Origin of the sequence: Bacillus sp. PPSBB_2 (genome assembly GCF_045291115.1) — a bacterium.
Taxonomy (GTDB): Bacteria; Bacillota; Bacilli; order Bacillales; family Bacillaceae_G; genus Bacillus_A; species Bacillus_A cereus.
Genome location: NZ_CP147983.1, coordinates 1,179,398 through 1,193,298 on the forward strand (window position 1 = coordinate 1,179,398; position 13,901 = coordinate 1,193,298).

A 13,901-nucleotide genomic window follows, 5' to 3' on the forward strand; every position below is an offset into this window, starting at 1 on the left:
AGGAGGGAATAGCGTGAGGAAGGTTATCGGTTGGTCGCTTTTTTTGTACGTTGGATTTGCGTTACTTATATATTGGTATTTATTTGGATGGAATCATGAACTTATTCCGGACATGTATAAGGGAACGAGTGCAGATCCAGAAACGTTTATGAGTACGAGAGAGCTTACGCTAAGCCAAGATTATTCGCGCGTGAAAAATTTACTATACTTTTTAGCGACGCCTCTTGAATGGATTATTTTATTATTTGTACTTGTGCTAGGTATTTCAAGAAAGTTTGAGAAATGGTCGAAGGAAACGACTAAAATAAGTGTTTTGCAAGTTGCGATTTATTTCTTTTATTTATCATTACTGACAACAGTGCTTGCCTTACCGATGCAATGGATTGGCCGGAAAGTGTCCGTTGATTACGGCATTTCAACACAAAGTACACAAAGCTGGATAAAAGATCATGTTATCGGTTTTTGGGAAAGTTATGCGACTATGTTAATCGTAGTTACCGTTCTATTATGGCTTATCCGTAAATTTCCGAAGAGATGGTGGCTCGCAGGATGGGCGCTCTCTGTTCCATTTACAATCTTTTTAACATTCATACAGCCTGTCGTTATTGATCCACTGTATAACGACTTCTCGACGCTGAAAAATAAAGAATTAGAAACGAAAATTTTAGCGATAGCAGACAAAGCGGACATTCCTGCTAAACACGTATATGAAGTAAATATGTCAGAAAAAACGAATGCATTAAATGCTTACGTAACAGGAATTGGCCCTAACGCCCGTATTGTAATGTGGGATACAACACTTAAGCAGTTAAAAGATAAAGAGATTTTATTTATCATGGCCCATGAAATGGGGCATTATGTTATGAAACATATATATTTTGGCGTTGCAAGTTATGTATTGCTATCGTTTATAGGTATGTTTTTAATTAGTCGTATTATAAATATGTGTATTCGCAAATGGGGAGATACATTGCAAATTTCAAAAGTAGCATGTTTCTCCATTTTACCTTTATTTTTCTTAATTTCTTCTGTCCTCTCTTTTGCAGCACAACCAGCAACAAACTACGTTTCACGTATAGAAGAAAGAGCGGCAGATCAATATGCTTTAAATATGACGAAGGATGGGAAATCTGGTGTGAAAACTTTTCAATATTTATCAAAAACAAGTTTAAGCCAAGTAAATCCGCCTGCGTTAGTAAAATTTTTCTTATACACGCACCCACCAATTTTTGAAAGAATTCATACGTTTGAACAATATGAGAAACAAAGAAAAAAGGAGTAGCTATTATGCTACTTTTTTTTATAGAGATATAAGTTTCATATTGGGAATATTTATCATTGCTTTTTATTGCGATTTTGTAAATAATAAGCTATAAAATTCTAAAAATCTATATATAAAGGAATAAAGGTGAAAAAATGTATTTTTTACAAAATTTAAAAGTGAAATATAAATTATTGTCGCTTATTTCATTAGCAGTTTTAGGTATGGTAATTATAAGCAGTGTAGCAATTAGTTCTATTAATAAGATTAAGCATGATACAGAGGTTGTAGTAGATGATTATCAATATTCTGCAATTTTATTAGAAGGAATGCTTCGCACACAAAATTCACTAGAATATAACCTACTAGAATTAATTACGGTATCACAAAATGAAGTGGCAAATAAAGAGGGAATAATTGATAATATTGAAAAGGATCTTAAAAAATATGATTCTTTATTAAAAGAATATGATGATGGTTTTAATTTAAGTAAGCAAGAGGATGAACTGTTTCAGAAGATGAAGAAATCTTTGCCAAGTTATAAAGATACATATAAAAAATTATTTGAAAAGGCAAAGGCAACAAACGAGCCACAAATGGTAAATGAATTTCAGAAGGAATTAAAACCGAAGGGAATAGAGTTAGCTGGTTATGCAGTGGATCTAGAATCGTATGTTTCAAATTTAGCTGACCAAGTATTTAAAGATTCTCAAAAAATGATTGATCGTTCCGTTATTACCTTTATCATTCTTGTAGTAGTTACTACAATCGTTATATGTATAGTAAGTTATATTATTAGCAAGCTTATAGTTGCTCCTTTACAAACGGTTAGTCGTATGATGGAAAGAGCGAAAGAAGGAGATTTAACCGTACATGGTGATTATAATGCTAAAGATGAATTAGGTGTATTAGTAAGTAATTTTAACGAGATGATTGCAGGGCTAAGAACAAATATGCAAGAAGTAGAGAATAATATTCAGCTTTTATTTCAACATGCAGACGGAGTAGTATCTGCATCAGAAGTATCTAGTAGTGCAGCAAAGAAAATCACTATGGATATTGAAGAAGTTGCAAATGGTGCAGAGAGTCAAATGCAAGCAATGGAACAAACTGCGGGTGCGATGGAAGAGTTGACACAAGGAATGCAGAGTATAGTCAATACATCGTCCTCTGTAAATGAATTATCTGCTCAATCAGCATTAGATGCAGAGAATGGTAACAAATTAATGAAACAAATGATTCAACAGATGGATACAATCCAAAATTCGGTACATAGTGGTGTGAAACAAGTAGAGACTATGAAAGAACAATCAGAAGAAATTGTTAAAATCATTGATGTTATGCAAGGTATTACCTCCCAGATTAACTTATTAGCATTAAACGCCGCAATTGAGGCTGCACGTGCTGGTGAAAGTGGTAGAGGATTTGCAATTGTGGCAGATGAAGTGCGGAAATTAGCAGAACAATCTAGTGATTCTGCAAAACAAATTGAGAATCTTATTATTCAAGTTATGGGAACAACGAACCATACGGTACATATGATGGGGAAGGTAGATAATGAGGTACAGGCAGGTACACAAGTAGTAATGCATACAGAAAAAGTATTTGGAACAATTACAGAAAAAGTACAACAAGTATCTGAGCAAATTCAAACGGTATCTATGTCTACAGATGAAATTGCAGCGAGTAGTGAGGAAATCTCGGCTTCTGCAGAAGACATGGCTCAAATTTCCCAAAGATCATCTGACCGAACTGATAGGGTAAAAGAGTCTATTCAACAGCAAGAAAAATCTGTTCAAGAGATTTCGGTTTCAATTGAACATATGCATAACGCAGCAGGAAAACTAAAACAAATAGTTGCCCAATTTACTCTTCAAAAGTAGTAGCATATTTGAGTGTTAATAAATATAAAAAATCATCCTCTTTTAAGAAAAAAGGATGATTTTTTTATCCCGCTATTTGCTGGGCAGTAAGACCTCCACCTCAAAATTCAGCGAAAGCGAGTTATCAGTGAAGGGGAATGCTACCTCTGAAATATAAACCATGAATATAGTAGCCTCCACTAGGTATCTCCTTTAGGTGCCAATAAAGGGAAGTTATAAAGTGAAAAGGAGTTTATAAAGAGATTGTAGAATGTTTTAGTATATAACACCTTAGATGTGACAACTTCCTTTTTGAAAAAGAAAGAAGGGAGTATAAAGCAGAAAGGTAGTGGAAATATTTCTTCTAGAAGATTTACATTTTATCTTACATTCACCAAAAAATAATACTCCTGAAACAATGAAGTTCATTTTATTTGAATGAAATAGGGAGAGAGGACAATGAAGAAAAAAATATTGGGTGTAATGATGATTGCGACAATGGCAGGAGGTATATTTGCAGGGACGAATGTGACGCCTGTAAAAGCAGAAGAGTATCCACAAATGATTGTGTTTGAAGATGTTCCATACGGATTTTGGGCATATGATGCTATTATGGACTTAGCATATCATAAAATTATATTAGGGTATGGAAACGGGAAGTATGGTGTTGGCGATCTTATAACACGTGAACAAGTAGCTGGGACTATTTACAGAACACTTGAGATAAAAGAAGAAGGGCCAGTAGCGAATCCATATAAAGATGTTTCTGATAGTACAACAACTTTTAAAAAGGAAATTTTGGCGTTAACAAAACGTGGTGTTTTTTCAGGGGATGGCCAAGGGAATTTTAGGCCGAAAGCACCAATCTCTAGAGCGGAAATGTCTGTCATTTTAAAACGAGCATTTCATTTTGAAACGAAACAAAAACATACATTTAAAGATATTCCAAAAGGCCACTGGGCAGAAGATGCAATTAGTGCGTTACAATCTAATAATGTTGTGAGAGGAACTGGGAATGACATGTATGAATTAAATCGCCCTGTACCTAGAGAACAATATGCTCAGTTTATTAATAATGCGATTATTAATTATCATTTGAAAGAGGATTGGAAGTAGAGTGAAATATGAAAGCACAAATAGAAATATTTGTGCTTTTTTGTTTGTTTAAAAAAGAATTATTATTCTCATTTATGTATTTTTATGGTTATACACAAGCTTTATAATCAACCCGATGAAAAAGACATGATGTGTAACATGATTCACAAAACCGTCACGAAATGTGTCGAAAAATATATTGTCACTATACCATTTATTCTGTATATTTTTAAAAAAACATATACATATTGGGGAGATAATTTGATGAGCAAAAAATTATTAAAAACAGCTACAGCATTAACAATTATGGGTGGGGTGTTATTCTCAGCAGAGAGTAACAGTGTAAAAGCGGAAAGTGCACCGTTGCAAAAAACAAATACAATTGTATTTAAAGATGTACCAAAAGGGCATTGGGCATATGAGGCAATTCATGAATTAGCGGAACAAGAAATTATTTTAGGATATGGCGATGGAATATTCGGTTTTGGGGATAATGTAACACGTGAGCAAGTTGCAGCTTTAATTTACCGTGTGTTTGATATGGAAGAACAAGATGAATATGAAAACCCATATGGAGATATTGATGAAAATTCAACAAGCTTTATCGAGGAGATATTGGCTTTAACGGAAATGGGAATTTTCCAGGGAGACGAGAATGGAAACTTTAGACCGAAGGCGACGTTAACGCGTGCAGAAATGGCACAAGTTCTTACGAATGCTTTTGACTTACAGGCAAAGGGATCTCATAACTTTAATGATGTTTCAGCAAATTCATGGGCAACGAATGCAATTAGTGCAGTACAAACAAATGGTATTACAATAGGAATCGGAGAAGGTAAATTCGGTCCGTCTATGAAGGTAACGAGAGAACAATACGCACAGTTTTTACATAGAGCAATATTGCATGATATGGAACAAGGGCAGTAATAAAGTTTAACTAGTCAAAGTGAAATTTAAAAATAATACAAAAAGGTCGTTGTTGTATAACAGCGGCCTTTTTTGTATGAAATAAAGCGCGAAAGAATGGCGTTTTGAAAAAAATGAAATGAATTTTCAAAAAAAACTTCCTTTTCTGAAGATTTGTTATATAATATAAAACATAAAATCAAATCTGTTATAAAACAGTTTAAGAAGGGGATGCTAATATGTCGACGCAAACTTCACGGGTTACATTGCCCGGAGAAATGTTGCCAGCGTACAACGAAATATTGACACCTGAGGTGCTTAGTTTTTTGAAGGAACTACATGAGAATTTTAATGAGCGCCGCATAGAACTTTTACAAAAACGTGTAGAAAAACAAAAGAGAATTGATGCAGGGGAGTTTCCGAAGTTTCTAGAAGAAACAAAACACATACGTGAAGCGGATTGGACAATTGCCAAGCTGCCAAAAGACTTAGAGGATCGCCGCGTAGAGATTACTGGACCGGTAGATAGAAAGATGGTCATTAACGCTTTAAATTCAGGAGCGCATCTTTTTATGGCGGATTTTGAAGATTCGAATGCACCAACTTGGGAAAACGCAGTTGAAGGTCAAATCAATTTACGAGATGCAGTAAAGGGAACGATTTCACATAAAAATGATAAAGGGAAAGAATATAGATTAAATGAGAAAACAGCTGTACTCATTGTACGTCCAAGAGGATGGCATTTAGAGGAAAAGCATATGCAAGTTGATGGGAAGAATATGTCGGGTAGCTTAGTAGATTTCGGCTTGTATTTTTTCCATAATGCGAAAGCTCTTTTAGCAAAAGGGAGCGGCCCATACTTTTACTTACCGAAAATGGAAAGTTATTTAGAAGCGAGATTATGGAATGATGTATTCGTATTTGCTCAAAAATATATCGGCATTCCAAATGGAACGATTAAAGCAACTGTGTTACTGGAAACGATTCACGCTTCGTTTGAAATGGATGAAATTTTATATGAGCTAAAAGATCATTCTGCTGGCTTAAATTGCGGAAGATGGGATTATATTTTTAGCTTTTTAAAGAGTTTCCGTAATCATAATAAATTCTTACTACCAGATAGAGCACAAGTCACGATGACGGCGCCATTTATGCGTTCGTATTCTTTGAAAGTAATTCAAACATGTCACCGCCGTAATGCACCAGCAATTGGAGGAATGGCGGCACAAATTCCGATTAAAAATAATCCAGAAGCAAATGAAGCAGCTTTTGAAAAAGTGCGTGCTGATAAGGAACGCGAAGCTTTAGACGGTCATGACGGGACTTGGGTCGCCCACCCTGGACTTGTACCGGTTGCAATGGAAGTGTTTAATCACATTATGAAAACACCAAATCAAATTTTTAGAAAACGTGAAGAAATATGTGTAACAGAAAACGATTTACTAGAGGTACCGGTGGGAACGATTACAGAAGAGGGCCTTCGCATGAATATTAGCGTAGGTATTCAATATATTGCATCTTGGTTAAGCGGACGGGGAGCAGCACCCATTTATAACTTAATGGAAGATGCGGCAACAGCTGAAATTTCAAGAGCACAAGTATGGCAATGGATTCGTCATGAAGGTGGAAAACTAAATGATGGTCGTAATATTACGCTTGAATTAATGGAAGAGCTAAAAGAAGAAGAATTAGCAAAAATAGAAAGAGAGATTGGTAAGGAAGCCTTTAAGAAAGGGAGATTCCAAGAGGCGACAACGTTGTTTACAAATCTCGTTCGAAATGATGAATTCGTACCATTTTTAACATTACCGGGTTATGAAATTTTATAAAAAACGAAAAGGGGATGGAACAAATGAAAAACGAAAGAATCGAGAAGTTGCAAGAAAGCTGGGAATTAGATGAGCGTTGGAAAGGGATCACACGTCCATATTCGGCAGAAGATGTAATTCGCCTGCGCGGGTCAATTGACATTGAACATACGTTAGCGCGTCGCGGTGCTGAGAAGCTTTGGACATCGCTTCATACAGAAGACTATATTAACGCACTTGGCGCATTAACAGGAAACCAAGCGATGCAACAAGTAAAAGCTGGGTTAAAAGCGATTTACTTAAGTGGTTGGCAAGTAGCAGCTGATGCAAACCTTTCTGGACATATGTATCCAGACCAAAGTTTATATCCAGCGAACAGCGTACCTGCTGTAGTAAAACGAATTAATCAAACGCTTCAACGTGCGGACCAAATTCAGCATATGGAAGGAAGCGATGATACAGACTATTTCGTACCGATTGTAGCAGATGCAGAAGCTGGATTTGGTGGGCAATTAAATGTATTCGAACTGATGAAAGGTATGATTGAAGCAGGTGCATCAGGTGTGCATTTTGAAGATCAATTATCTTCAGAGAAAAAATGTGGCCATTTAGGTGGAAAAGTACTACTACCAACGCAAACAGCAGTACGCAATTTAATTTCTGCACGCCTTGCAGCAGATGTAATGGGAGTGCCGACAATTATCGTTGCAAGAACAGATGCGGATGCAGCTGATTTAATTACGAGCGATATCGATCCTGTTGATAAAGCATTTATTACAGGAGAAAGAACACCAGAAGGATTTTACCGTACGAATGCAGGTCTTGATCAAGCAATTGCGCGCGGTTTAGCGTATGCACCGTACGCAGACCTCGTTTGGTGTGAAACTTCAGAACCAAATTTAGAAGATGCAAAACGATTTGCGGACGCAATTCATAAGGAGCATCCAGGGAAGCTACTTGCATATAACTGCTCACCTTCATTCAACTGGAAACAAAAACTAGATGAAAAAACAATTGCAAGCTTCCAAAAGGAAATCGCATCTTACGGTTACAAGTTCCAATTCGTAACACTTGCTGGATTCCATTCATTAAATTACGGTATGTTTGAACTAGCACGTGGCTATAAAGAGCGCGGCATGGCAGCATACTCTGAACTACAACAAGCAGAATTCGCAGCTGAAAAACATGGCTACTCTGCAACACGTCATCAACGCGAAGTAGGAACAGGTTACTTTGATGAAGTAGCACAAGTGATTACAGGCGGAACTTCATCAACGACAGCGTTAAAAGGATCTACGGAAGAAGCACAGTTTACGAAATAAAAGGAAGGGGCACCTTTTTTGAAAGGTGCCCCTTGTTATTTTCTAAACGATTCGAAAAGAGAGATGGAGTTGTCGGCAAAAAACGATACTCCCTTTTCTTTATTACTAAATCAACTCCACTCAGCCCTATGATCACGAATAAACTTTATATCTTTCTCATAATGCTCTAGATGTCCTTCATCGATCATTCTTTGGAAATTCAAGTCGCCTTCTTGTGCTTTTCGTTTCATATATGTACATAACCCTTCTAATCGAAGCAACACCATTCCTAAGTAATCTTCATCCATATTTTTACCATAGGACTGAACGAACAATTTGACTCTCTCTTTAATACGATCTGCATGTTGCGGTGAATCATAATGAACGGCTTCACCGGATTCTGTATAATATACTCTACTTAAAGGCACACAAGTATAAAGTGTATAAGCGATATCCCATAGTCTTGGGCCAGGAGCAGCAACATCGAAATCAATAATCCCTACTGGCTTCTCATTATTAAAAATAATGTTATATATGGCAAAATCATTATGGCATAAAACCTCAATGTTATTTGGCGTATGATCCATCGGTTTCCAATCATCTAATAAAGGAAAATCACTTACAGCATCATGGTAAAGGCGGAGCATCATTGCGATTTCTTTTAATACATCATTAGATCGCATATATTCTTTTAAAGGATAATTGCCAGCTTCTCCTTCAATAAAGGATAAAATCTCTCTATCTTTTTCATCTACACCTAAAAACTTTGGCGCATGATGAAATCCCTTGTTTTCTAAGTGTTGTAATAGCTTATGGATCTTTGCACTATCTGGCTTTAACTCTCGACGAACAGTATTTTTAGAACGATATACGTTCGAAACGTTTCCGCCTGTTAGCTTTTCTTCGTTATCGTAGTTTGACATGTAAAAATTCCCCCTATAATTAAAAAATCCAATTCCAAATAGTGAATAGACCAACAATGGCAGAAAAGAGAAGGGAAGCAAGCAATGCTAGACAGCCAAAAGGGACTAGCTTATCTTGCCATGTTTCTTTATACTCATAAATTAACTCTTCTGCTACTTTCTTCTGCACTGAAGATAAAGGTTGCTCTTTATACAAACTTTTTATATGGTTAGAATCGCCTTTAAACTTTAAAGCACGTGCAATATGATGAGGACTATTTTCCATTGATTTTTCAAATAATAAACATGATTCATGCATAATGTCTGTTTTATGCTCCTCTAGATACCAGTAACGTCCAGCCATTTCTGGATATTGTAATTTATAATAAATATCTCCGAGTTGTTTTCGAAGATGTAATTCATTTGGGTATGTAAAGATAAGGCCATGCAATCTATCTCTTGCTTTTCCAAGATTATTATTTTCAATATCCTCTTCAATTCTTTTTAATGTTTTTCTAGAAATTTTATTGGTCATAAACTTCCCCTTATTTAGAATAGAGATAAGTATATTTTATAAGAAATACTAAAAATTAGAAATTCTATTTTCGAAAAAGATTGTACATTTTATTTTAATGTGCTATGATGATGTCAGTTGAATAGTTAAATTAAGCAATCCATATGTTATCAAGTGCTGGAAACGAACGAGAAAAAGTATGTGAGAACTAGTTTATGTTTCGTATTTGATAATGTGTGGATTCTTTTTTTAGACAGGAAGACTAAAAAATTAAAAATTTGTATTTTCTTAGGAGGAAATAATTATGGCAGTAACAGGACAAGTAAAATGGTTTAACAACGAAAAAGGCTTCGGTTTCATCGAAGTTCCAGGCGAAAACGACGTATTCGTACACTTCTCAGCAATCGAAACTGACGGTTTCAAATCTTTAGAAGAAGGTCAAAAAGTTAGCTTCGAAATCGAAGACGGTAACCGTGGACCTCAAGCTAAAAACGTAATCAAACTATAATTTTATAGTTGATGATGGAAAAAAGGATGGCTAATGCCATCCTTTTTTTGTTGTGGGGAAAGTTTTTTCAGAGCCTGTTTTTATATCTAAATCTCTTTTTCTATGTTACAACGGGTGAAAAATTATCTGGAATGCGTATTAGTTTCTGTAGAAGAATTAGTTCAGCAAGAGCATTTGCTGCGTATGATAGTAAATAACTATAAATTTGTATTCTCTATTGAAATAGGGGAATCTTTTCCAGATAGACCTTGAGTAACATCTTTTTTGTTAGCATTGTTGTTGGAATTTTGTACGTTTTGAGATGATGTTTCTAACAGTTGTTCTTGTTCCTTACTAGGGGTATTCAGAGCATCTGAGGGAATGCTATTAACCTGCTGATTTAATGGATTTTCTTTATCCATAGTATACAACTCCTTTTTAGAATTCGATAAAAAGCAATGTAATTATAAATAGCTACTTATATATATTGTGTTTTTGAATGACATTATATACAAAACTTATATTACAAAGTTAACTAATTAACGAATTGTTAGTGATGGATAAAGATGTACAAATTTGAAGTGTTTAATAAAAATTAAAAGCGGGTAACAAGTAATACTCTTTCTCATGTTTTATATAAGGATCATATTACAAATCAAAAAAGATGTAGAGAACCTTGGAAGAAAATATAGTCGTTTTTTAGGGGGAAGAAGAATAAATAAAATGATACTACGAATGTAAAAAGGCATTCCATAAAGGAAGGCCTTTTATTGTTCTTGTCCTGATTTTTTCTTCTCACGTTTTTTACATTCTGGACATTTTGATTTACGAAACGGTTTGGCAAAGAATAGCAGAATGAAAAATAAACCGAATATAATACTAGCTGAGTTTTTCACGATAATGACGCTACTATTTTTCATTTGAATCGATGGTTGGATCTCTTTTTCTTCCATAGTGGCCCTCCATATATTGGATTTACATTTTAATTATAGCAAAGTTAATTGTTTTCATGATGTGAAAATAGGAAGGGATAATAAATATTTATAGGTAGTATAAATGCTGTTTTTATAACTTTAAAATTAAATCATTACTATATCGTGATTTTTTTATTTAACAAATGTTTGATAAATGATAAAAAATTGTAAAAAAGCGGAACTTGTAAGCTATTTCCTTTTCATAGATGCTAAAATTATATATGCAGCTGCTAATATAAATGGAAAAAAGGAGATAATGGAGTATGGAAAGTAAAGTGGAACGCTATGTCGAAAATTATGTTGTAACGAAAAATACGATGGCCTTACTTCCTGTTATTCTAAGTGAAAAGAAAATTGTTACGCGAGTCGTTGAAATGAATGATTCTTTTTTCGTATTTCAAAAACCTCTAGATATTATAGAAAGAAGTTGCCGCAAGCATGGCTCTAGTTTCTTAGGCAGAAAAGAAGGAACGAAAGAGTTAACTCATATTACACATAAAGCACCGATTGCGATTAGTCCAGCAGATCAACTTTATTTTTTCCCTACCTATTCTTACTCTAGAAAAGAGTGCGCGTGGTTGTCTCATTTTTATATTGAAAGTAATAAAGAATTAAAAGATGGAAATCTTATTATTAGATTTATAAATGGCTTTGCTGTGAAATTAGAGATATCAAAAACTAGTTTTGAAAATCAACAAAATCGTACAGCGAAATTACGTACTGAATATGAAGATCGTAGGAAAAAACAAGGAAATCCTTGTTTTAAAGAGGTCGATAAAAAAGAGGAATCAACATTAAGACCCGCTTATGAGAGTGTGTATGTTGTTAGAGAAGAAGAAGTGTAATATAGAAAAAGCTGCCTCTAGAATGTTGCTTTAAGCGGCATTCTAGGACAGCTTTTTTGCTATTTAAATATTAATAAGTTTCTTCCTTACGGGCAGCATCCATCATAATGAAGATAGCTGATAAAATATGCAAAATCATTCCTACAAACGGAATCCATGCAAGGCAAGAAGTTACAATTCCTAGCACATTACCGTTAGCACTCATATTAGCTTTTTTAGCCAATACTAAAGTGACGATATGTAATACTAGCATGAAAAGAAGTGGTAACCAAAGTAAAGAAACAACAATAGTTCCTCCGAGTACAGGTATTCCCAGTAAAGCCTCTAAGGCACCAGTAACCCATTTTAATAATTTTACTGTGTCTTTCAAAGTATTTCCTCCTAAAAACATAAAATAAATATATTTCGATATTTAGTATATCAGATTTGTGTTGTTATTTTAATAAAAAATGTAAAAAATACTATTTTTTTATATTTAAATAAATTATTTGTAATATACTATTTTTGAAGGGCTATAAGGATATTGTTGGATATGGTGTTATTAATATGTAATATTTTGTCAAATATTGATAGATTATCATAGCTAAATAATGAAGGAATTCTTATGAAAGATATGGAAACTTTAATAAATACATCTCCATATGTCGTATCTACCATTTCCTCTTTCATATAAGCAATGATACAGTAGGGATAGTATTTAGAGTAAAGGGGTAAAGTGTAGAATGGATTTTCAGACAATCAAAGAGTATTTTTCACCAGAAAATATGGATCATATTGTTGAGAGTTATAAAGCGTTCGGACCACTTCTTGGTATTGGTTTACCGATGATAGAGGCGTTGATTCCAGCATTACCGCTTATCGTATTTGTACTGGCGAATGCTGTTGCATTTGGCTTTTGGCTCGGTTTTCTTTATTCATGGCTTGGATCAGTAATGGGTGCATTACTTGTCTTTTTCATCATCCGCCATTTTGGTCGCAGTCGTTTCTTTTCGTTTGTAAATAAGCATGAGAGAGTACGAAAAGCAATGGGGTGGATTGAAAGGAAAGGATTCGCACCGATTTTTGTTATATTTTGTTTTCCGTTTACACCGTCAGCGCTCATAAATGTTGTCGCTGGTTTATCCCGAATTAGTGTAAAACAGTTTGGTCTAGCGTTAGCATTCGGAAAACTTGTGATGATTTTTATTTTAACGTATATCGGTCATGATTTAATGTCATTTATTCATAATCCGGTGAAATCAGTTATTGTAGCGATTGGTATTTTTATTTTATGGTATGTCGGTAAGAAAATCGAAGTAAAGTTAGAACTACATTAAGAATAGTCTTCTTTGTAAAGGAAAGCTTCAGTATTAAAGAATAAGGGGAGAAGCAGATGAAGAAAACTTTGAAAAAAGAAGGCATGGAGTGGATACGAACAATTTTAATTGGTGTATTATTAGCTGTATTTTTTCGAACGTTTTTCTTTTCAACGTATGTTGTAGAGGGGAAGTCAATGATGCCGACATTGCAAGATGGCAATATGCTAGTTGTAAATAAGGTGAGTTATCAAGTTGGGGACTTGAACAGATTTGACGTTGTGGTATTTCATGCGAATAAAAAAGAGGACTATGTAAAGCGGATTATCGGTTTACCTGGAGATCATATTGAATATAAGCAGGATAAGTTATATATAAACGGTCAATTTATTGATGAGCCGTATTTAGAGAAGTATAAGAAAGAGATAAACGGAAGGCAACTAACAGGCGACTTTACATTAGAAGAGTTAACGAAAGAAAAACTGGTGCCACCTGGGTTTATTTTTGTAGTAGGTGATAACCGGCTCGGGAGCTGGGATAGTAGACACTTTGGCTTTGTAAAAGCTGATACAGTCGTCGGTAAAGTTGATTTGCGATATTGGCCAATTCAAGAGGTGCAAACGAATTTTTCAAAAGGTTGATATAATAGAT

General features: G+C 34.7%; 15 protein-coding genes and 1 pseudogene. 11 read left to right on the top strand and 5 right to left on the bottom strand.

Annotated elements, in window-relative coordinates; translation table 11 throughout:
* Positions 1-13: 13 nt before the first annotated feature.
* The 7 genes and pseudogenes from V6946_RS05755 (at position 14) to aceA (ending at position 8,254) form a co-directional block, all read left to right on the top strand.
* Positions 14-1,282, top strand: coding sequence for a M48 family metallopeptidase (locus V6946_RS05755; protein ID WP_006924931.1), 1,269 nt, complete (start codon positions 14-16; stop codon positions 1,280-1,282).
* Between the two features lie 134 nt (positions 1,283-1,416).
* Positions 1,417-2,196 (top strand): annotated as a pseudogene (locus V6946_RS05760) (MCP four helix bundle domain-containing protein); the annotation flags it as partial.
* 156 nt (positions 2,197-2,352) lie between these two features.
* On the top strand, positions 2,353-3,144 hold the full coding sequence (locus V6946_RS05765) for a methyl-accepting chemotaxis protein (protein WP_406622347.1): 792 nt from the start codon (positions 2,353-2,355) through the stop codon (positions 3,142-3,144).
* 438 nt (positions 3,145-3,582) lie between these two features.
* On the top strand, positions 3,583-4,239 hold the full coding sequence (locus V6946_RS05770) for an S-layer homology domain-containing protein (protein ID WP_006924935.1): 657 nt from the start codon (positions 3,583-3,585) through the stop codon (positions 4,237-4,239).
* 138 nt (positions 4,240-4,377) lie between these two features.
* Entirely contained in the window at positions 4,378-5,145 is a 768-nt protein-coding gene (locus V6946_RS05775; RefSeq protein ID WP_139304517.1) for an S-layer homology domain-containing protein, read from the top strand.
* A gap of 218 nt (positions 5,146-5,363) precedes the next feature.
* On the top strand, positions 5,364-6,953 hold the full coding sequence (gene aceB, locus V6946_RS05780) for a malate synthase A (protein WP_033692683.1): 1,590 nt from the start codon (positions 5,364-5,366) through the stop codon (positions 6,951-6,953).
* 23 nt (positions 6,954-6,976) lie between these two features.
* Positions 6,977-8,254, top strand: coding sequence for an isocitrate lyase (gene aceA, locus V6946_RS05785; RefSeq protein WP_000787346.1), 1,278 nt, complete (start codon positions 6,977-6,979; stop codon positions 8,252-8,254).
* Positions 8,255-8,364: 110 nt separating this feature from the next.
* On the opposite strand, the gene V6946_RS05790 is transcribed toward aceA, so the two are convergent.
* Positions 8,365-9,156 (bottom strand): phosphotransferase, encoded by a 792-nt coding sequence (locus V6946_RS05790; RefSeq protein ID WP_366982305.1) that lies wholly within the window; start codon positions 9,154-9,156, stop codon positions 8,365-8,367.
* Between the two features lie 19 nt (positions 9,157-9,175).
* The gene (locus tag V6946_RS05795) at positions 9,176-9,670 is read right to left on the bottom strand and encodes a DUF6584 family protein (protein WP_366982306.1); all 495 of its coding nucleotides are present in this window, start codon (positions 9,668-9,670) and stop codon (positions 9,176-9,178) included.
* A 283-nt stretch (positions 9,671-9,953) separates the two neighbouring features.
* On the opposite strand from V6946_RS05795, the gene cspA reads away from it, so the two are divergent.
* On the top strand, positions 9,954-10,157 hold the full coding sequence (cspA, locus tag V6946_RS05800) for an RNA chaperone/antiterminator CspA (RefSeq protein ID WP_000301518.1): 204 nt from the start codon (positions 9,954-9,956) through the stop codon (positions 10,155-10,157).
* A gap of 197 nt (positions 10,158-10,354) precedes the next feature.
* Here cspA and V6946_RS05805 read toward each other — a convergent pair whose 3' ends face one another.
* A complete protein-coding gene (locus V6946_RS05805) occupies positions 10,355-10,558 on the bottom strand; it encodes a hypothetical protein (RefSeq protein WP_000356924.1) in 204 nt (67 codons plus the stop codon).
* Positions 10,559-10,903: 345 nt separating this feature from the next.
* A complete protein-coding gene (locus V6946_RS05810; protein WP_000391373.1) occupies positions 10,904-11,089 on the bottom strand; it encodes a hypothetical protein in 186 nt (61 codons plus the stop codon).
* 284 nt (positions 11,090-11,373) lie between these two features.
* Between V6946_RS05810 and V6946_RS05815 the strand changes: the two genes are divergently transcribed.
* Positions 11,374-11,955, top strand: coding sequence for a competence protein ComK (locus tag V6946_RS05815; RefSeq protein WP_006924949.1), 582 nt, complete (start codon positions 11,374-11,376; stop codon positions 11,953-11,955).
* Positions 11,956-12,025: 70 nt separating this feature from the next.
* Here V6946_RS05815 and V6946_RS05820 read toward each other — a convergent pair whose 3' ends face one another.
* A complete protein-coding gene (locus tag V6946_RS05820) occupies positions 12,026-12,325 on the bottom strand; it encodes a hypothetical protein (RefSeq protein ID WP_000655757.1) in 300 nt (99 codons plus the stop codon).
* A 352-nt stretch (positions 12,326-12,677) separates the two neighbouring features.
* Here V6946_RS05820 and V6946_RS05825 point away from each other — a divergent pair, with 352 nt between their 5' ends.
* The gene (locus V6946_RS05825) at positions 12,678-13,271 is read left to right on the top strand and encodes a TVP38/TMEM64 family protein (RefSeq protein ID WP_000347517.1); all 594 of its coding nucleotides are present in this window, start codon (positions 12,678-12,680) and stop codon (positions 13,269-13,271) included.
* A gap of 56 nt (positions 13,272-13,327) precedes the next feature.
* Complete coding sequence (gene lepB, locus V6946_RS05830) at positions 13,328-13,891, top strand: signal peptidase I (protein WP_000751919.1); 564 nt, start codon at positions 13,328-13,330, stop codon at positions 13,889-13,891.
* The last annotated feature ends 10 nt before the right edge of the window (positions 13,892-13,901 follow it).